General features: G+C 47.2%; 15 protein-coding genes. All 15 read left to right on the forward strand.

The genetic code is table 11. The features are described 5' to 3' along the window. The first annotated feature begins 146 nt into the window (after positions 1-146). The 15 genes from araA (at position 147) to ABIN22_RS14975 (ending at position 21,035) form a co-directional block, all read left to right on the forward strand. Positions 147-1,643, forward strand: coding sequence for an L-arabinose isomerase (gene araA / locus ABIN22_RS14905; protein ID WP_109732710.1), 1,497 nt, complete (start codon positions 147-149; stop codon positions 1,641-1,643). Positions 1,644-1,785: 142 nt separating this feature from the next. After that, the gene (locus ABIN22_RS14910) at positions 1,786-2,964 is read left to right on the forward strand and encodes a M20 family metallopeptidase (protein WP_346909660.1); all 1,179 of its coding nucleotides are present in this window, start codon (positions 1,786-1,788) and stop codon (positions 2,962-2,964) included. A 140-nt stretch (positions 2,965-3,104) separates the two neighbouring features. Continuing rightward, positions 3,105-6,962 carry a DNA-directed RNA polymerase subunit beta gene (gene rpoB / locus ABIN22_RS14915; RefSeq protein WP_118620415.1) on the forward strand — a complete coding sequence of 1,286 codons (3,858 nt, stop codon included), beginning with the start codon at positions 3,105-3,107 and terminating at the stop codon, positions 6,960-6,962. A gap of 14 nt (positions 6,963-6,976) precedes the next feature. After that, on the forward strand, positions 6,977-10,606 hold the full coding sequence (gene rpoC, locus ABIN22_RS14920; protein ID WP_109732707.1) for a DNA-directed RNA polymerase subunit beta': 3,630 nt from the start codon (positions 6,977-6,979) through the stop codon (positions 10,604-10,606). Between the two features lie 188 nt (positions 10,607-10,794). Continuing rightward, positions 10,795-11,652 (forward strand): hypothetical protein, encoded by an 858-nt coding sequence (locus ABIN22_RS14925; protein ID WP_346909662.1) that lies wholly within the window; start codon positions 10,795-10,797, stop codon positions 11,650-11,652. After that, entirely contained in the window at positions 11,645-12,463 is an 819-nt protein-coding gene (locus ABIN22_RS14930) for a CheR family methyltransferase (protein ID WP_109732705.1), read from the forward strand. Before ABIN22_RS14925 ends, ABIN22_RS14930 begins: the two co-directional genes overlap by 8 nt. 36 nt (positions 12,464-12,499) lie before the next feature. Next, the gene (locus ABIN22_RS14935) at positions 12,500-12,865 is read left to right on the forward strand and encodes a response regulator (protein WP_109732704.1); all 366 of its coding nucleotides are present in this window, start codon (positions 12,500-12,502) and stop codon (positions 12,863-12,865) included. Between the two features lie 21 nt (positions 12,866-12,886). Continuing rightward, positions 12,887-14,563: a methyl-accepting chemotaxis protein gene (locus ABIN22_RS14940; RefSeq protein ID WP_346909665.1), complete on the forward strand. Its 1,677-nt coding sequence runs from the start codon at positions 12,887-12,889 to the stop codon at positions 14,561-14,563. Positions 14,564-14,622: 59 nt separating this feature from the next. Next, positions 14,623-15,234 (forward strand): chemotaxis protein CheC, encoded by a 612-nt coding sequence (locus ABIN22_RS14945; RefSeq protein WP_109732702.1) that lies wholly within the window; start codon positions 14,623-14,625, stop codon positions 15,232-15,234. A gap of 4 nt (positions 15,235-15,238) precedes the next feature. Further along, entirely contained in the window at positions 15,239-15,715 is a 477-nt protein-coding gene (locus tag ABIN22_RS14950; protein WP_118620412.1) for a chemotaxis protein CheD, read from the forward strand. Positions 15,716-15,752: 37 nt separating this feature from the next. After that, entirely contained in the window at positions 15,753-16,703 is a 951-nt protein-coding gene (locus ABIN22_RS14955) for a GGDEF domain-containing response regulator (RefSeq protein ID WP_109732700.1), read from the forward strand. Positions 16,704-16,707: 4 nt separating this feature from the next. Further along, positions 16,708-18,705, forward strand: a complete 1,998-nt coding sequence (locus ABIN22_RS14960; RefSeq protein ID WP_346909668.1) for a chemotaxis protein CheA — start codon at positions 16,708-16,710, stop codon at positions 18,703-18,705. Next, on the forward strand, positions 18,696-19,151 hold the full coding sequence (locus ABIN22_RS14965; RefSeq protein WP_109732698.1) for a chemotaxis protein CheW: 456 nt from the start codon (positions 18,696-18,698) through the stop codon (positions 19,149-19,151). The genes ABIN22_RS14960 and ABIN22_RS14965 overlap by 10 nt, the downstream gene beginning before the upstream one ends. A 131-nt stretch (positions 19,152-19,282) precedes the next feature. Then, entirely contained in the window at positions 19,283-20,014 is a 732-nt protein-coding gene (locus tag ABIN22_RS14970; RefSeq protein WP_109732697.1) for a GntR family transcriptional regulator, read from the forward strand. Positions 20,015-20,306: 292 nt separating this feature from the next. Next, complete coding sequence (locus tag ABIN22_RS14975; protein WP_109732695.1) at positions 20,307-21,035, forward strand: GntR family transcriptional regulator; 729 nt, start codon at positions 20,307-20,309, stop codon at positions 21,033-21,035. Positions 21,036-21,051: the final 16 nt, after the last annotated feature.

Below are 21,051 nucleotides of genomic sequence, written 5' to 3' on the forward strand. Positions count from 1 at the left end.
AAACCCCGCCCCCACCCAATACTACTAAAAAAAAAAAAAAAAATTAATTACCCGGGTGGCGGGGGGGCCCCCCCCGGTTTTCTGGGGGGCCCCACCCCCTTGCTCCCGAAAGTCTGAATATTCAGAAATTTAGGAGGATGAAAGAAATGCAGCAGAAACAGTACAAATTTTGGTTTTGCACAGGATCACAGGATTTATATGGGGATGAGTGTCTTGCACATGTTGCGGAACATTCTAAACAGATTGTGGAATCGCTGAATGATTCCGGGATGCTTCCGTATGAGGTAGTATGGAGACCGACTCTCATTACGAATGAGCTGATTAGGAAGACATTCAACGAGGCGAATACAGATGAAAGCTGTGCGGGTGTGATTACATGGATGCACACGTTCTCGCCTGCGAAGTCATGGATTCTCGGACTTCAGGAGTACAGGAAACCTCTGCTCCATCTGCATACGCAGTTCAATCAGGAAATCCCGTATGATACGATTGATATGGATTTTATGAATGAAAACCAGTCAGCACATGGTGACAGGGAGTATGGCCATATCTTCAGCCGACTCCAAATGGAGAGAAAAGTGATCGTAGGCTTCTGGGGTGACAAGGCAGTGCAGGCAGAGATCGGTTCATGGATGCGTACTGCGGTTGGTGTGATCGAGAGCAGCCATATCCGCGTGATGCGTATTGCGGATAACATGAGAAATGTTGCTGTTACAGAAGGTGACAAAGTGGAGGCCCAGATTAAGTTCGGCTGGGAAGTCGATGCATACCCGGTTAATGAGATTGCCGAAGCTGTGGCGCAGGTATCTCAGGCAGACATTAATGCACTTGTAGAAGAGTACTATGATAAATACGAAATTCTTCTGGAAGGAAGAGATGAAAAGGAATTCAGAGAGCATGTAGCCGTACAGGCAGGTATTGAAATCGGATTCGAAAGGTTCCTGACGGAGAAAAACTATCAGGCAATCGTTACACATTTTGGTGACCTTGGAAGCCTGAAACAGCTTCCGGGACTTGCAATCCAGCGGCTGATGGAAAAAGGCTACGGCTTCGGAGGAGAAGGTGACTGGAAGACAGCTGCTATGGTACGTGTCATGAAGATCATGACAGAGGGAATGAAGGACGCAAAGGGTACCTCCTTTATGGAAGACTATACATATAATCTGGTACCGGGCAAGGAAGGAATCCTCCAGGCACACATGCTGGAAGTGTGCCCGACGATCGCAGACGGCCCTGTCAGCATCAAGGCACAGCCTCTTAGCATGGGTGACAGAGAAGATCCTGCCCGCCTTGTGTTTACTGCAAAAGAAGGACCTGCGATTGCAACTTCACTGATCGATCTTGGGGACAGATTCCGTCTCATCATTAACGACGTAGACTGTAAAAAGACAGAGAAACCAATGCCGAAATTACCGGTAGCGACAGCGTTCTGGACGCCGCAGCCGAATCTGAAGACAGGTGCACAGGCATGGATACTGGCAGGCGGGGCACACCATACGGCATTCTCCTATGACCTGACAGCAGAACAGATGGGAGACTGGGCGGCAGCAATGGGTATCGAGGCTGTTTATATTGATAAAGACACAACCATCCGTCAGTTTAAGAATGAATTGTTCTGGAATGCAGCAGCATTCAGAAGATAAGGCTATATAGCAGCCGGGATCCCGGCAGAAAGCAGGCAGGAGTAAAACCCTGTCTGTTTTTTACTGCAAAGGCCCACCTTTCATTGCAGGGGCGGCCGTGTTATACTATAGAAACAGTTGATTATCAGGAGAGTGATATAATATGAAAACAACAATCTTTGACGCAGTAACATTAACACAGCAGCTGATTCGCATAGAAAGCACCAATCCGGGGACCTATGAGAGGGAGATAGGCACCTTCATATCTGATTATCTGAAGGGAGCAGGCGTTGAACCAGAGCGTTCTGAAGGAGAAGACGGCCGCTTTAATATCAGGGCGGTAATAAAAGGGCGTAAGAAAACACCGGCGCTTGTTTTTATCTGTCATATGGATACAGTAGTCACAGGAGATGGGTGGAAAAAAAATCCATTTTCCGGGGAGATTCAGGACGGCAGGATTTATGGAAGAGGTGCATGCGACATGAAATCTGGTCTGGCGTGTGCGCTCACGGTTTTTGCGGAAATGGCGCAGGCAGTAAAAGAGGGCGCTGTCGTGCCTGAATACCCGCTCATGTTTATCGGAACATCCGATGAGGAAGGGGACATGACGGGGGTGGAAAGAGTGGTTGCTGAACAGTGGGTGACAAAGAATGACTGGATCGTGGATATGGAGCCCACTGACGGGAACATCCAGATGTCCCACAAGGGTCGGACATGGTTTGAAGTGGAAGTAAAGGGCGTGACCGCACATGCAAGTATGCCGGAAAAGGGGGCGGACGCCATTGCGGGAATGGCAGCTGTACTTACTTATATAAGAAGTAAAATAAAAAAATGCCCTGTACACGAAGAACTCGGGCCTTCTACCGTCACCTTCGGGCAGATTGGCGGCGGGTACAGCCCCTACGTTGTTCCAGACAGCTGCAGGGCAACGATTGATATGCGGCTGGCCCCGCCGATGAACACGGAAAAAGCGGCAGACCTGGTACAGTCGGCCATACGCTACGGAGAAGAACAGGTGCCCGGTGTACATGGAAGCTATAGAATCACTGGTGACAGGCCGAGCGTAGAGACACATGAAGATTCAGTCCTCTTGAAAGAGCTGGAAAAGGCAGTGGAGGAAACGACGAAAACGCCCCCCGGGATCACTGTATTTCCTGGTTATACGGACACGGCGGTTATTGCCGGAAAGCTTGGAAACAGGAACTGTATGTCCTACGGGCCGGGCAGTTTACAGCAGGCCCATAAGCCGGATGAGTTCGTTAATACCACAGAAATCGACAGATGTCAAGAGGTTTTTCGGAAATTAGTAAGAAATATGTTGACAGCAGGAAGAGCTTTGTGATATAGTAAAAAATGCACTATTGTGGAAAGGTATGCCATTATAGTGACGATTTACTGTCACAGGGCTCTTTCCCGATATTACTGGAATTAACGAAGGGCGACTCGTAGCCCGCCAAAAAATATATGAGGAGTGAAACGTCAATGGAGAAAAACAGAATTCGTCCCATCACAAACGGAAAAAGTTCACGCATGAGCTATTCCAGACAAAAAGAAGTATTAGAGATGCCGAATCTAATCGAAGTCCAGAAAGACTCTTACCAGTGGTTTCTGGATGACGGACTGAAAGAGGTATTTGATGATATTTCCCCGATCACTGACTTCAGTGGACACTTAAGTCTGGAATTTGTCGATTTTACACTTTGCGAAGACGACGTAAAGTACACAATCGAAGAGTGTAAAGAGCGTGATGCAACATACGCTGCGCCTTTGAAAGTAAGGGTCAGACTTTACAACAAAGACAACGATGAGATTAACGAACATGAAATATTTATGGGAGACCTGCCGCTTATGACGAAGACAGGTACCTTTGTAATCAACGGTGCTGAGCGTGTCATCGTAAGCCAGTTGGTTCGTTCCCCTGGTATCTACTATGGGATAGCCCATGATAAGTTAGGTAAAGAACTTTACTCAGCAACAGTCATCCCAAACCGTGGTGCATGGCTGGAATATGAAACAGACTCCAATGACGTTTTTTATGTACGTGTAGATAGAACGAGAAAAGTGCCGATTACAGTATTGATCCGTGCACTTGGTATCGGAACGAATGCAGAAATCATCGACCTCTTTGGTGAGGAGCCAAAAATCCTTGCAAGTTTCGGCAAAGATACAGCCGAGAATTATCAGGAAGGTCTGCTTGAATTATATAAGAAGATACGGCCGGGCGAACCGCTTGCGGTAGACAGCGCAGAGAGCCTGATTACGAGTATGTTCTTCGATCCGAGGCGCTATGACCTGGCGAAAGTCGGACGATATAAGTTCAACAAAAAGCTGGCTTTAAAGAACCGCGTAACAGGACAGAGACTGGCAGAGGACGTTGCAAGCCCGCTGACAGGAGAGATTCTGGCGGAAAAAGGAACCGTGATTTCAAGAACACTTGCAGATGAGATTCAGAACGCAGCAGTGCCTTACCTGTGGGTAGAGGGAGAGGATGAATCACGCAATATTAAGATTCTTTCCAACATGATGGTTGACCTGCAGGCAGTTGTAGATATCGACCCGAAGGAAGTGGGAGTGACAGAACAGGTATATTATCCGGTACTGGCAGGACTTCTGGAAGAATCAGCAGGGGATATCGACGAACTGAAATCCATGATCCGCAGGGATATTCACGATCTGATTCCGAAGCATATTACAAAGGAAGATATTTTAGCTTCCATTAACTATAACATCCATCTGGAATACAGAATGGGTAATGACGACGATATCGACCATCTGGGCAACAGACGTATCCGTGCTGTCGGAGAACTTCTCCAGAACCAGTACAGAATTGGTCTGTCCAGACTGGAAAGAGTTGTCCGTGAAAGAATGACAACACAGGACCAGGAAGGCATTTCCCCGCAGTCACTGATCAACATCAAGCCGGTAACAGCGGCAGTTAAGGAGTTCTTTGGTTCTTCCCAGCTGTCACAGTTCATGGACCAGAACAACCCGCTTGGTGAGCTGACCCACAAGAGACGTCTCTCAGCACTGGGACCAGGAGGTCTGTCAAGAGACCGTGCCGGATTCGAGGTTCGTGACGTTCATTATTCCCATTATGGAAGAATGTGCCCGATCGAGACTCCTGAAGGTCCTAACATCGGTCTGATTAACTCACTTGCTACCTATGCAAGAATCAACCAGTACGGTTTTGTGGAAGCCCCATACCGTAAGATTGACAAAACAGATCCGGAGAACCCGATTGTTACAGAAGAAGTTGTCTACATGACAGCTGATGAAGAAGATAATTATCACGTGGCACAGGCGAATGAGCCGCTGGATGCGGAAGGACATTTCATTCATAAGAATGTATCCGGCCGTTACCGTGAAGAGACACAGGAATATGAGAGAAGCAAGTTCGACTACATGGACGTTTCGCCTAAGATGGTATTCTCTGTGGCTACAGCCCTGATTCCTTTCCTGGAGAACGATGATGCCAACCGTGCGCTGATGGGATCCAACATGCAGCGTCAGGCGGTTCCGCTTCTTACAACAGAAGCCCCGGTTGTCGGAACAGGTATGGAAGTGAAGTCTGCAGTTGACTCTGGTGTCTGCATCGTTGCAGAGAGAGCCGGTGTGATTGAGCGCTCCACATCAACAGATATCACAATCAGACATGATGACGGAACGAAGAAGACTTACAAACTGACGAAGTTCTTAAGAAGTAACCAGAGCAACTGTTACAACCAGAGACCAATCGTCGATAAAGGCGAAAGGGTAGAGGAAGGACAAGTAATTGCTGACGGTCCGTCCACGTCCAATGGGGAGATGGCGCTCGGAAAGAACCCTCTGATCGGTTTCATGACATGGGAAGGTTACAACTACGAGGATGCCGTTCTGCTGAGCGAAAGAATGGTTCAGGATGATGTATACACATCTGTGCATATTGAGGAATATGAGGCAGAGGCACGTGATACAAAGCTCGGGCCTGAAGAGATCACAAGAGATATACCGGGTGTCGGCGATGACGCGCTGAAAGACCTGGATGAAAGAGGTATCATCCGCATCGGGGCCGAGGTCCGCGCAGGAGATATCCTGGTCGGTAAAGTAACTCCGAAGGGAGAGACAGAACTGACAGCCGAAGAGAGACTGCTTCGTGCAATCTTTGGTGAAAAGGCGCGTGAAGTAAGAGATACTTCCCTGAAAGTGCCTCATGGTGAATACGGTATTGTCGTAGACGCCAAAGTATTTACAAGAGAGAACGGCGACGAGCTGTCTCCGGGAGTGAATCAGGCAGTCCGCATCTATATTGCGCAGAAGAGAAAGATTTCTGTAGGTGACAAGATGGCCGGCCGTCATGGTAACAAGGGTGTTGTTTCCCGTGTACTTCCGGTAGAAGATATGCCGTATCTTCCGAACGGGCGTCCTCTGGACATCGTTCTGAACCCGCTGGGTGTGCCTTCCCGTATGAATATCGGACAGGTACTTGAGATTCACTTAAGCCTCGCGGCAAGAGCATTAGGATTTAATATCTCTACGCCAGTCTTCGACGGTGCGAACGAGATTGATATTATGGATACCCTGGATCTGGCAAACGATTACGTGAATCTGGAATGGGAAGAATTCGTGGAGAAACACGGCGAAGAGCTCCTTCCGGAAGTTCTGGAATATTTGTCTGACAACAGAGAACACAGAAAACTGTGGAAGGGAGTCCCACTGTCACGCGACGGAAAGGTCCGCTTAAGGGACGGCCGTACCGGAGAGTATTTCGACAGCCCGGTTACAATCGGACACATGCACTACCTGAAGCTTCATCATCTGGTAGATGATAAGATCCACGCCCGTTCTACAGGTCCTTACTCACTGGTTACACAGCAGCCATTGGGCGGTAAGGCACAGTTCGGCGGACAGCGTTTCGGAGAGATGGAGGTTTGGGCACTGGAAGCATATGGTGCATCCTATACTCTGCAGGAAATCCTGACTGTGAAGTCAGATGACGTTGTCGGACGTGTGAAGACCTATGAAGCAATCATTAAAGGCGAGAACATCCCTGAACCGGGAATTCCGGAGTCCTTCAAGGTACTTTTAAAAGAGCTTCAGTCACTGGCACTGGATGTACGAGTGCTGCGTGATGACAATACAGAAGTAGAGATTATGGAAACTGTAGATTTCGGCGAGACCGATCTGCACTCTATTATCGAAGGTGACAGAAGATACCGTGATGAAGATGAACCTCTCGGGGAACATGGATTCACAGAACAGGAATTTGTTGGGGAAGAACTTGAGGATGTGGAACCTGAGGACGATGAATTCGAAGACGATGCAGAGCTCGACTTTGATGAATTTATAGATGACGAAGAATAGGAGGAGCCATTTATATGCCAACAAGTAACAATGAACAACAATACCAACCATTGACTTTTGATGCAATCAAAATCGGGCTGGCTTCACCGGAAAAAATTATGGACTGGTCAAGAGGTGAGGTAACCAAGCCGGAGACCATTAACTATAGAACACTGAAACCTGAGAAAGACGGACTTTTCTGTGAGCGTATTTTCGGACCAAGCAAGGACTGGGAGTGCCACTGCGGTAAGTACAAGAAGATTCGTTACAAAGGTGTTGTCTGCGACAGATGTGGTGTTGAAGTAACAAAAGCCTCCGTACGCCGTGAGCGTATGGGGCACATCGCACTGGCAGCGCCGGTTTCCCATATCTGGTACTTTAAAGGAATCCCGAGCCGTATGGGACTGATTCTGGATATTTCTCCGAGAACACTGGAGAGAGTGCTGTATTTTGCTTCTTATATCGTACTCGATAAAGGAGAAACTGACTTACAGTACAAACAGATCTTATCCGAGGCAGAGTATCAGGAAGCAAAAGAAAAATGGGGCTATGGCTCATTCCGTGTCGGAATGGGGGCTGAGTCCATTCAGGAACTGCTCCAGTCTATTGATCTGGAAAAGGAATATGCAGAACTGCAGGCTGGCCTGACCAACGCAACAGGACAGAAGCGTGCAAGAATCGTAAAACGTCTGGAAGTAGTAGAAGCATTCCGTGAATCCGGCAACAAACCGGAGTGGATGATTCTGACAGCTATTCCGGTTATCCCGCCGGATTTACGTCCGATGGTACAGCTGGATGGCGGACGTTTCGCAACATCTGACTTAAATGATTTATACAGAAGAATTATCAATAGAAATAACCGCCTTAAGAGACTCCTTGAACTGGGAGCCCCGGACATTATCGTGCGTAACGAGAAACGTATGCTACAGGAAGCTGTTGATGCGCTCATTGACAACGGCCGCCGCGGCCGCCCGGTTACAGGCCCCGGAAACAGGGCGCTGAAATCCTTATCTGACATGCTGAAAGGTAAATCCGGACGTTTCCGCCAGAACCTGCTCGGAAAACGTGTTGACTATTCAGGACGTTCCGTTATCGTCGTAGGGCCGGAACTGAAGATCTACCAGTGCGGTCTGCCGAAAGAGATGGCAATCGAGCTGTTCAAGCCTTTTGTTATGAAAGAGCTGGTTGCAAACGGAACCGCGCATAACATCAAAAATGCAAAGAAGATGGTGGAAAGACTTCAGACGGAAGTATGGGATGTACTCGAGGAAGTTATCAAAGAGCATCCGGTTATGCTGAACCGTGCCCCCACACTTCACAGACTTGGTATTCAGGCATTTGAGCCTATCCTTGTAGAAGGTAAAGCGATCAAGCTGCACCCGCTCGTATGTGCTGCCTACAATGCCGATTTCGATGGGGACCAGATGGCCGTCCATGTACCGCTGTCTGTAGAAGCACAGGCTGAGTGCCGTTTCTTACTGCTCTCACCGAACAACCTGCTGAAACCATCCGATGGTGGTCCGGTTGCCGTTCCTTCACAGGATATGGTACTTGGTATCTACTACCTGACACAGGAAAGACCTGGTGCCAAAGGTGAAGGCATGTTCTTCAAGAGTACGAATGAAGCGATACTGGCATACGAAAATGGTTATGTAACACTGCATTCCAGAATCAAAGTCCGTGTGTCAAAGATGATGCCTGACGGAACCGAGAAGACGGGTGTGATAGAGGCAACAGTAGGAAGGCTCCTGTTCAATGAAATCATTCCTCAGGACCTCGGATTCGTGGATCGTGAAGTAGAGGGCAATGACCTGATACTTGAGGTTGATTTCCATGTAGGTAAGAAACAGCTCAAACAGATCCTTGAGAAGGTTATTAATACACATGGTTCTACACAGACAGCAGAAGTGCTTGATAACGTAAAAGCGATCGGCTACAAGTTCTCTACAAGAGCGGCTATGACCGTATCTATTTCCGATATGACTGTGCCGCCGGAGAAGCCTCAGATGATCGAGGAAGCACAGAATACCGTTGACAGGATCACAAAGAACTACAAGCGTGGTCTGATCACCGAGGAAGAGCGTTACAAAGAAGTCGTTGAGACATGGAAGGCAACCGATGATAAGCTGACAGAGGCGCTGCTGTCCGGTCTTGATAAATATAACAACATCTTCATGATGGCTGACTCCGGAGCCCGTGGTTCCGATAAACAGATCAAGCAGCTGGCAGGTATGCGCGGACTTATGGCCGATACAACGGGCCGTACAATCGAGCTGCCTATCAAGTCGAACTTCCGTGAAGGTCTGGACGTATTGGAGTACTTCATGTCTGCGCATGGTGCCCGTAAAGGTCTGTCTGATACAGCCCTGCGTACAGCCGATTCAGGATACCTGACAAGACGTCTTGTCGACGTTTCCCAGGAACTGATCATTCATGACAGCGACTGTGTGGAAGAAGGAAAAGAAATTCCGGGAATGTATGTCAAAGCATTCATGGATGGTAATGAAGAGATTGAGAGCCTTCAGGAGCGTATTACAGGACGTTTCTCCTGTGAGGATATTAAAGATAAAGATGGAAATGTCCTTGTAAAAGCAAACCACATGATTACTCCGAGACGTGCGGAGAAAGTCATGAAAAAGGGTGTGGATGCAAAGGGCAACCACTTAGAAAGCGTTAAGATCCGTACCATGCTTACATGTAAGTGCAAGAATGGTGTATGCTCCAAGTGTTACGGAGCGAACATGGCAACGGGAGAAGCAGTACAGGTCGGCGAAGCTGTCGGCATTATTGCCGCACAGTCCATCGGTGAGCCGGGTACACAGCTGACCATGCGTACATTCCATACGGGTGGTGTTGCCGGTGATGATATCACACAGGGTCTTCCTCGTGTCGAGGAGCTTTTTGAGGCAAGAAAGCCGAAAGGTCTTGCCATTATCACAGAGTTTGCAGGTACTGCAGTGATCAGCGATACAAAGAAGAAGCGTGAGATCATCGTAACAAATAGTGAGACAGGAGAGTCCAAGGCATACCTGATCCCGTATGGTTCCCGTATCAAGATACAGGACGGCGCGGTATTAGAGGCCGGAGACGAACTGACAGAAGGTAGCGTGAATCCTCATGATATCCTGAAGATCAAAGGCTTACGTGCCGTTCAGGATTATATGATTCAGGAAGTACAGCGTGTGTACCGCCTGCAGGGTGTTGAGATCAACGATAAGCATATCGAGGTTATTGTGCGCCAGATGCTGAAGAAGATTCGTATCGAGGAGCGCGGTGATTCCGAATTCCTGCCGGGTACAATGGCAGATGTGCTGGAATTCAATGAAGTGAATGAACAGCTTGAAGCAGAAGGCAAAGAGCCGGCAACGGGCGAGCAGATTATGCTTGGTATCACAAAAGCATCCCTTGCAACAGATTCCTTCCTGTCGGCAGCATCCTTCCAGGAGACAACAAAGGTTCTGACGGAAGCTGCAATCAAGGGTAAAGTTGACCATCTGGTCGGACTGAAAGAAAATGTAATCATCGGTAAGCATATTCCGGCTGGTACAGGTATGAGAAAGTACCGTGATGTTAAACTGAGCACGGAATTTGAAATGGATGACGAGATAGACTTTGACGAAGAACTAGATATTGAGGAAGAACTGGTACTTGCAGAAGAAGAATAGAAAAAGGAGCTGACGGCTATTTAGCCGCCGGCTCTTTTTTTACCTGCAGAGGTGAACAAAACAGACGGAAAATCACAGGGGAAACACTTGTAATATAAAAATATTTAACAAAAACTAACGGTTATCTTGTGTTTACGTCAGGAATAAAGTATGATTAAACTAGCTTGAATTTGAGGGGGCGGTTATGGATGGAAAAGATGGACAGTTCTTATCTGGTGTTTGAGGTGGATGCGGTTTTTTATCTGCTTACTCTTTCCTGTGTAGAAAGAATCATGGATGCAGACCAGGTGACAGAGCTGTCTTTTGTTGATTTTTTGCATACCGCAGGAGGTCATACGGACAGCGGAAATACTGTACACAGGTATTGTATACTACTGAAGGCAGACGATATACAAAGTACCTGCCCGGATGATTTTTGTATTGACCGGGAGGCGGCAGGAATCTTAGCCAGCAGAATAGACGGGATTGTAGAAAGCAGCTATCTGAGAGAGTTCCCGCTGACGGAGCCGGTTATCAACAGTCAGAACCATTTTCTGAAATCGGTGGCGAAAATACAGCTGGCTGACGGCGAACGCTGGGGATATATGCTGGACGCAAAGCTGCTGAAAAAGGCAGCAGAGATGGACACGCCCATACAGGCGGCAGAGGAACAAGGGACAGAAGTATGGAAAACGCCGGCAGAAGAGGCGGCACAGTACCTTATACTGGAGCGGGAAGGGCAGACCGTATATATAGACAGGGATAAGATAGTGGCTGTAGTGATGCGGCCCCAAATTTTGAGAGTGCCGCTGGCCTCTGACCGGGTAATGGGGATTTCTTTTTATGAAGAGGAGCTGGTAGTGTATTATGGCCAGTCTGTGGAAAGCGATAAAGAGTGTTTACCGGAAGGCGCGAGAGGTTTTGCCTGTGGTATCATATTCAGGACAGAACAAGGACATCTTGCAGGTATGGCAGGTGATTCTACAGGAGAAGCAAGTGCCGGGACTGGATTAACTGATTCAATACTGCCGTTGGGGGACGGCGTGTGGGGGAAAAGAAGTGATTAGGCTTACAGATCAGGAGTTTTTGGATATTGTGGAATATTTCCGTACACAATACGGAATTAATCTTAAAAATAAAAAGATATTAATCGAATGCAGAATGGTAAAAGAGCTTGAACGGTGCGGTGCAGAAACGTTTGCGGAGTATCTGAAAATGCTTCAGAAGGACCGGACCGGTGAGATTGCAGGCGGAATGGTAAACCGGCTGACGACAAACTTTACGTATTTCCTTCGGGAACCGGAACATTTTACTATACTCAAAGAGAGGGTCCTGCCGGAGCTAGCTCTAAAGAAAAGGTATGGATCCTGCCAAATATGGTGCGCCGGCTGTGCCACAGGTGAGGAATGCTATACACTTAAGATGTGTCTTCAGGAATATCAGGACCAGGGAGGACAACTGCCGAATGTGAGAATCCTTGCCACGGATATTTCGGAGGAAGTACTTAAGAAGGCAGAACAGGGCATCTATCCGGAACGGGAACGTGAAAATATCCCGTTGTCCTGGCGGGAGAAGTATTGTCAGGATATCGATAAAAATAATTTCCGGGTAAATGAAAACCTCAGGTATAACATAAGGTTTCAGAAGCATAATCTGATGGAGCCGATGAGACAGAATGGAAAGTTTGACGTTATATTCTGCCGGAATGTCATGATTTATTTTGACAAGGTGTCAAGAAAGCAGCTTGTTTCACGGCTTGAGGAAAACCTGAATCCCGGAGGGTATCTGTTCATAGGTCACGCGGAACTGCTCTCCAGGGAAGAGACAAGTCTGGAGCAGGTGTATCCGGCAGTATACAGAAAGTCAGAGAATGCATAAGAGATCAGGGGCTTTAAAAAAGATGGAGGAAAAGATATGGAAAATAAAATAATGATAGTAGATGATGCTGTGTTTATGAGGACGACCATACGAAAAACACTGGAAAAGGCAGGATATAATAATATTCTGGAGGCGGCTGACGGGGATGAGGCGGTTGCCATCTACCGCAGGGAAAGCCCGGACCTTGTTCTGCTCGATATTACTATGCCCGGAAAGTCAGGGATCGAAGTACTGGGTGAGATTATTGAATATGACCCGAAGGCTAAAGTCGTTATGTGTTCTGCAATCGGACAGGAGATGATGATCCAGAAGGCGATTGGCTGCGGTGCTCTGGAATTTATAGTGAAACCATTTAAAAAAGAAGAACTACAAAAGGTAGTTGCATATATTCTGGAAAGCTAATACATAGGAGAGGAAAAAGCTATGAAGGGACTTTTTAAGAATCTGAGAGTGGGGCGAAAGCTGATGGCAGCATTTGCCACGGTCATAGCACTGTATATCCTGACGGTTATATTATCGGTTCTGAGTATTCGTGATCTTGGACAAAGAATGGAGGCGCTGTACAGCGGCCCGTTTGCAAATGTTGAGACTTCACATGAAGTGAGCACGAATATTTTACAGATTGTAAAAAATCTTGCGATCATATCTACAACAGATAATGTGGTTGATGAAGAAGAGTGCATGCAGATTATTCAGGAAACAGCGAAAAATGTTGATGCAGGGATAACAGAGCTTAATTCGGGATATATCAGCGGCGGAGAAAAAGTAGACCAGCTTTCTGATGAATATGGAAAATTAAAAGAGGCCCGACAGCGCGTTTATACATATCTTGAGCAGAATAATGACCAGGCGGCATTTGATGTCTATTTTAAGGAATACGAGCCACAGGCGGAAACTGTAATCAGTGTTGTAGATGAGGTCGAGGAAGCCTCCAAAGCAGATGCAGAAGCCAGTCTGGAAACCGTTAAAAAACAGAATGTCAGTGTCATTACATTCTTGAGTATGCTTGCGGCCTTTTGTGTCCTGATTACCATCTTTTTATGGATTGCGATTACCAGAAGCACAGTGCAGCCTATTATAGCAGTGAAGGGGGCAGCCAGCCAGATTGCAAATGGCCAGCTGGATGTGAAACTGGATTACGAATCCGCCAATGAATTTGGTGAACTGGCTGATGATATCCGTTCCACAGCACGGTCCTTAAGCCTCTATGTTTCGGAACTGAGAAAAGGCCTGCTCGCTCTGGGGGCCGGACGGCTGAACTATACATGTGATATAAAGTTCAAGGGGGATTTTATCGCTCTCGGTGAATCGATGGAAGAGATTGGGAAGATGCTCAGAAATTCCATGAGGCAGATCAGCAGCAGTTCGGAGCTGGTGTCAGGAGGGGCAGAGCAGGTATCTGACGGGGCCCAGGTGCTGGCACAGGGGGCGTCTGAACAGGCGAGCTCGATCGAAGAGCTTGCCGTAAGCATCAATGAAATTGCTGAAAGCGTAGGCGTCAACGCAGAGAAAGCTGTGAAGTCCAGAGACTATGCGTCTGAAGTAAGAGACCGCATTCTGGAGAACAACCAGCAGATGGAGAAGCTGCAGGGCAGCATAAAAGAGATTCAGGAAAACTCGAAAGAAATTACAGGCATTGTCAAGGAGATAGAAGACATCGCATTTCAGACGAATATACTGGCCCTGAATGCGTCTGTAGAGGCAGCAAGGGCAGGTGATGCTGGCAAAGGCTTTGCAGTTGTGGCAGGAGAGGTGCGCCGGCTTGCGGCCAAGACCGCAAGTGCGTCCAAGCTGACTGCAGACCTTGCGGAGAAGAACTCAGAGGCTGTCAGAGAAGGCTATGAGGCTGCCAGTATGACAGCCCGTACATTAAAGACATCTGTAGAAGGTGCCGAGACCGTTAACGAGATGGTCGGGGACATATCCAGGCTCTCCGAACAGCAGGCAGATGCAATCGCCCAGATCAGAAAGAGTGTTGAGCTGATCTCCGATATTGTGCAGGGTAACTCTGCCACATCGGAAGAGAGTGCAGCAGCAAGCGAGGAGTTGTCAGCCCAGGCCCAGATGCTGAGAGAACTGGTAGAACAGTTTGAACTTTAATACAGCACCGGGCAAAGTATTTAGGATACGCGGTACCGGGACAGGAAAGAAGGATACAGATGGAAAATTATTTAGCTTTGGATGATATAGCAAAGGATATATTAAAGGAACTGGGAAACATCGGGACGGGAAATGCGGTCGCATCTCTTTCAATGATGATGGAGCATCCGCTTGAAGTAGGGGTGCCGACTCTCAGATTCGTGAAATACCAAGACATTTTTGATGAGCTTGACATACAGGAAGAACTGCAGGCGGGCATTCTGATTCAAGTATTTGGTGAACTCAAGGGGATGTTCCTCTTCCTGATGGATGAAGCGTTTACGCGTGCAGTTATGGATGCGATGCTGGAAGAGAAAGAGAGGGACCTGACGGCTTTGGATGAAATGGAGCTGTCTGTGTTAAGTGAGCTTGGAAACATTATGTGCGGTTCCTATATACGCGCCTTGTCACAGGTTACCGGGATGGAGACAGATGTGTCTGTACCCGATATGTGCATTGATATGGGAGGTGCGATCCTGGGTGTTCCGCTTGCAAGACATCTGCAGGTCAGTGATGACGTGCTGTTGATCGAGAATGTATTCCGTATGGGAGGCCATGCTTATGTCGGACGGATACTGTTCTGGCCGGAGATGACAGCAATGACTGCCATACTGGATAAGCTCAGGGAGTAATACTATGGAAAAAATCGTGGTGGGAATTGCTGAAGGAAAAACGGCCAGAAACGGCCAGGCATTGGTTTCTTACGCACTGGGATCGTGCGTAGGAGTATGTCTATATGACACGAAGACGAAGGTAGCTGCAATGGCCCATGTGATTTTACCGGACAAGAGCCGCGCGGTAAATCAGGAGAATGTATATAAGTTTGCAGTGGAAGGGACTCGTGAGCTGATCAGTGAGATTTGCAGGCAGGGAGCCAGCAGGAGAACTCTGACAGCGAAGATTGCAGGCGGTGCCAGGATGTTCCGCGGCGTAGAAAAGGGCTGGGATATCGGGTACTGGAATATACAGAGTGTGAAGAAAACACTGCAGGAAGAGGGCGTCCGGATTGCCGGGGAAGATACCGGGGGAAGCTATGGAAGGACGATTACTTTCCGGTCAGAAGACGGTGTGTTGGAAATAAGTACAGTCAGACATGAAATGATATATTTATGAGATATAGTATGCAGATACAATAGATGGAGGGACTATGATGGAAACGGAAAGGAAACAAATTGTAATGGTGGTGGACGACAGTCTTATGATCTGCCAGCAGATTAAAGCAGCGCTTCGGGATACAGATATATTTCTCTGTGAGGCACATACCGGGGCAGAGGCGCTGGATATGATAGAACAGTACCAGCCGGATCTGATTCTTTTGGACGTCGTATTGCCGGATACGGATGGATATCAGCTCTTTGACAAGCTGAAAATGAGGGATCAGAATAACGCTTCCATTGTCTATCTGACATCGAAAGATAAAGATGATGATGTAGTGAAGGGATTTACGCTGGGGGCATGTGATTACATTAAAAAACCTTTTGTCAAAGGTGAGCTTCAGTCACGCGTAGTAGCGCATTTGAAAATGAAGTGCCAGAAAGACGATTTGAACAGGATGAACACAGAACTGAAGACGACCATGAGCAAGCTGAATGAGCTTGCATTCAAGGATGGTCTGACGGGACTCTACAACAGGAGATATGTTGTGGGGGATCTGTTAGATGATATCAAAGGCAGCAGGGTAGAGGAAAAGAAAAATGTTGTGATTCTGTGCGATATCGACGATTTTAAAAAAGTGAATGATACATATGGACATGATGCCGGAGATGCGGCTCTCGTTTGTATTGCTAATATAATGGAGGCGCACTGCCGCCAGCATAAAGTTGTGAGATGGGGCGGGGAAGAATTCCTGATTGTGCTTTTCAATGTGACGGAGCAGGAAGCATTTGAGATTAGTGAAACGATCCGTAAAGACATAGAACAATTTGGAATCTGGAACAAGGAAGATAAATTTTTCTGTACGATTACATTGGGGCTCCATGTTTACGGACAACAGGAAGGAATCGAGGAATGTATCGCGTGTGCGGACAAGGCACTGTATTATGGCAAGAGAAACGGGAAAAACCGCAGCGTATGGTATGAAAGCATAGAACAGGCGGAGTGAGAATATGGGATACTTTGATGAAGATGCACAGGAGATGCTGGAAGTATATCTGATGGAGGCAAAACAGCTGACGGAACAGCTCGGTGCGGTTCTTCTGGAGACTGAAAAGAAGAATGCTTTCACAGGGGAAGATATTCATAATATATTTCGGATCATGCATACACTAAAGAGTTCTTCTGCAATGATGGGGCTGAAAGGATTATCTTCGCTGGCACATACGATGGAGGATTTATTTTCCTGGTTCAGAGAACAGCAGGAAGGAATCGAACAGGCGGAAACGGAGTTGTTTGATTTGCTGTATGCATTTTCAGATTATATTGAAGATGAAATGAAGTGCATGGTGCTGGCTGGTTACGAACCGGGAGATACGTCCGTACTGGAAGCAGGGGCAAAAGACTACCTGAAGAAAATCAGCAGTGAGCAGGTGTGCGGGGAAATAAAAGAACAGAAATCTGCCGGGGAGGAGGATGACAGACCCCGGGAGATGTTGGAGAAGCCCGGGGTTATCGTAAGGATCAGGCTGGAGGAAGGATGCCGGATGGAAAATATCCGCGCATTTATGGTTGTGCGCCAGATTACAGGTCTGTGCACGGAGTTGGAGACCCTCCCTGCGAATCTGGAAAGTGCACAGAGTGAAGCGGAGCAAATTGCTGAACACGGAGTCTTTATCCGTTTCCAGAGCGAACACAAAGAACAGGTTATGGATATATTAAGGGGAGGCCTGTTTGTTGCCCAGTGTGAGATACTGAAGGAAAACACGGCGGCTGGGAAGAAGGAACCGGAGCCTGCCGCGCCTGCAGCAGCATCAAATCCCGAGAATGACTTTTTGAACGTACGCAGCGACAGGCTTGACCGTCTGCAGAACCTTGCCCGTGAGATGATCATACAGATGATGTCCCTGGAGGCCCAGCTTGAGGAGAACGGGATGAGTGACCTGAAAGAAGGCACCGCCCACCAGATCAACCGGCTCATCAGTGAAGTTGAACGTACAGTCATGGAGATGCGCATGGTACCGGTTGAACGGATCGTCCCAAAGGTTCGCAGGATTCTTAGAGATATCTGCCGGGATGAAAAGAAAGAGGTCGATTTTAAGGCTAGCTGTGGAGATATAGAAGCGGATAAAAGTGTTGTTGAATATATTTCAGAGGCTCTTCTGCATCTGATAAGAAATGCGGTCGACCACGGGATAGAACCTCCTGAAGAGCGGATCGCAGCGGGAAAAGACCCGAAAGGGAAGATAGAGTTTAATGTGGAAAGCACAGTAGGAGAGGTGCTGATTACGATTTCAGATGACGGAAGAGGAATAAGCCAGGACAAGATTCTGGAAAAGTCAAGAAGTATGGGTATCCTCTCCAAACCAGAAGAAGAGTACAGCAGACAGGAAATTATGGACCTGCTCCTCCACCCGGGATTTACGACGAAGGATGTAGTGACGGAATATTCCGGCAGGGGTGTGGGTCTGGATGTTGTAAAGAATGTTTTGGAAAATGCCGGAGGAAACCTGTATATTGAGAGCGAGACAGGAAAAGGCAGTACCTTTACGCTGGTCGTTCCGCTTACACTGGCAACGATGGAGTGTATCCGCTTCAGAGTTGGAGAGTACCGGTTTTCTATTCCTGCACGTTATGTGTTCCGGTTTTTGGAATATGGTAAGAACAGGCAGAATATACAAGAAATCAATGGGCGTAATTATATTTTGTTCGAAGAACGTATGGTGCCGCTCGTTGACCTGAGAAAATTCTATAGTCTGGGAGGGGAGACACCGGATACAGCTGCCATCGTATATGCGAAGGGAACAGAAAAGGAAGGGTGTCTGCTTGTGGACAGCATGTATGAACAGAAGCGCATTGTTATAAAACAGCTCCCGGCCCTGTTTGGAGTCGACTTCCGGCGTAAAACAGGGGCAAGCGGAATGAGCATTATGGGAAGCGGGAAGATCTGTACGGCACTTGACCTGGAAATACTGTTTGATTTATATGAAAGAGGGAACATATGGAGATAGAGAATGACCGCGAACTGCTATGCATACGCGGGAAGAAGAAAAATTATGCGTTTGAGTTCAGGGACATCAGGGAAATATGCCGTGAGCTGAAGATATCCAGAATGCCCTGCCTCCCCGAACATTTTACCGGGGTCTGTAATTATAAAGGCGGGATTGTGCCGGTTTTGTGTATAGAAGAGACAGAGCCGGAGGAGGAGAGGACGCTTGTTTTTATCTTTGAGTACCAGAATTACCAGCTGGGAATCTTATATTCGGGAGAGCCATATATACTTGACCCGGGAAAGTATACTGAGATTCAGAGACCGGAAAGTGAGAGTGCCTGCAATGAGATCTGGATAGAGAAGAAGATGATTCTGGCGGATGAAGAGATATATACTGTTCTTGATATGGAGAAGATTATATGGAATCTGGCTAAATTTTTTCAGGGGGAATATATGAAGTATTAAGTGATCCCAATGAAAGCCCCTTTTAAAGCCCGGGAAGATTTGCTATAATCTATATAAAGAACTGTCTGCACAAAAGCGAAGTATTGCCGGTTGAATTTATCAGCAGCAGTCAAGGAACAGGAAGGTATGTTATGAACGAGGAACGTGTGCCAAAATATTATCAGTTAAAGAAGGAGATTATCCGCAAGATCGAGATGGAGGAATATACTCCGGACGGGCCGATACCAAGTGAGCGTGAACTGATGGAGCAGCATCAGGTCAGCAGGATTACCGTACGCAAGGCGATTGATGAGCTGGTTGTCGAGGGATACCTGTATAAAGTACAGGGGAAAGGGACTTATGTAAAGACTGATGAGAAGAGCAATGATCTGTTCTCTTTAGTCAGTTGTACCCAGGCTGTACGCAATATGGGGATGACACCGACCAAGCAGGTGATTGTATCGCAGGTTCTTACGACAGATAAAAAGAGGGCAAAGGCACTGAATCTGACAGCTGCGGATCAGGTTTTCCAGCTGGGGAGGGTCTTATATGCCAATGAAGAGCCGTTGAACTATACGCTTACATATCTGCCGATGAAGCTGTTTCCGGGGCTTGAAAAGCATGATTTTGGGAAAGAGTCTCTGTATCAGGTGCTCGGGGAAGAGTACCATGTCAATATTACAAAGGCACGCAGAACGGTTGAGGCTGTGCTCGTGAAAGACGAGATTGCCGAGTATCTGGATATTGAACCGGGGATGCCGGTCATACTGTTCGGATGCACCACTTACGGGGAGGTCAACGGACAGGAACAGCCGGTTGAGAATTTCAAGTGCTATTACCGGACGGATAAATATAAGTTTTATATAGACCAGGTGGCCCTGTAGGCAGGAAATGATAATTTTCCTCAGAAACATCCCGACTGGTTATGAAAAAGGACAGCATTTTTATTCAGCTTTTATAAAGCGGATAAAGAAGGCTGTCTTTTTTTACTTTTTTGCTGAGCACTTTTCACAAAATAAACACTTAAAATATGTGAAAATAAACAAAAATGAATCGGCAGTAAATAAAAAAATGGTTAAAGTGTTGACTTTTTTGAAAATAGGATTATTATATAATTACAACTGGTTATGACGACATAACGACATGATGACATAACGTCAGCAAGGGAGGAAGTGAATGGAAGAGGAACGCGTACCAAAGTATTTTGTCCTAAAAAAGGAACTGATCCAGAAGATCGAGGAAGAGGAATTTGAACCAGAATGCCCCATTCCAAGTGAAAGAGAGCTGATGGAGCAGTACCAGGTCAGCCGCATCACAGTCAGGAGGGCTATTGACGAACTGGTGACAAGTGGCTATCTTTACAAAGTGCAGGGGAAAGGAACATATGTAAAAAGCGATGATTACAGCCAGAACCTGTTCGCGATCACCAGCTGTACGGATGATGTGATCAGACTGGGAAGGAATCCTTCCAAGAAGGTGACAGTCAGTGAAATTGTTCCGGCAGATGCCAAGCGGGCAAGGCTGCTGAACACAGCGGTAGGAGATGAGCTGTTCCGCCTAGAGAGAATCACGATGGCAGACGGGGAGCCTTTGAATTATACGATCACCTATCTCCCGCGCAAGTTATTTCCGGGGATTGAGAAGTATGATTTCAGCACCCAGTCATTATATGATCTTCTCAGAGAGCAGTACGGAGTCAGATTTGCGAAGTCAAGAAGGACGATTGAGGCGGTCCTGACGGAAGAAGAAATTGCAGAATATCTGGATATTGATGAACAGATGCCCGTCATATTATTCGGAAGCACGACATACGGAGTCGTCCAGGGCAAGGAGCTGCCGATTGAAAGCTTCAAATGTTACTATCGGACAGATCAATATAAGTTTTATATTGAGCAGGTCAAATAAATTCAAGATGTGAAAG

Origin of the sequence: Faecalicatena orotica (assembly GCF_905197545.1) — a bacterium.
Classification (GTDB): domain Bacteria; phylum Bacillota; class Clostridia; order Lachnospirales; family Lachnospiraceae; genus Faecalicatena_A; species Faecalicatena_A orotica.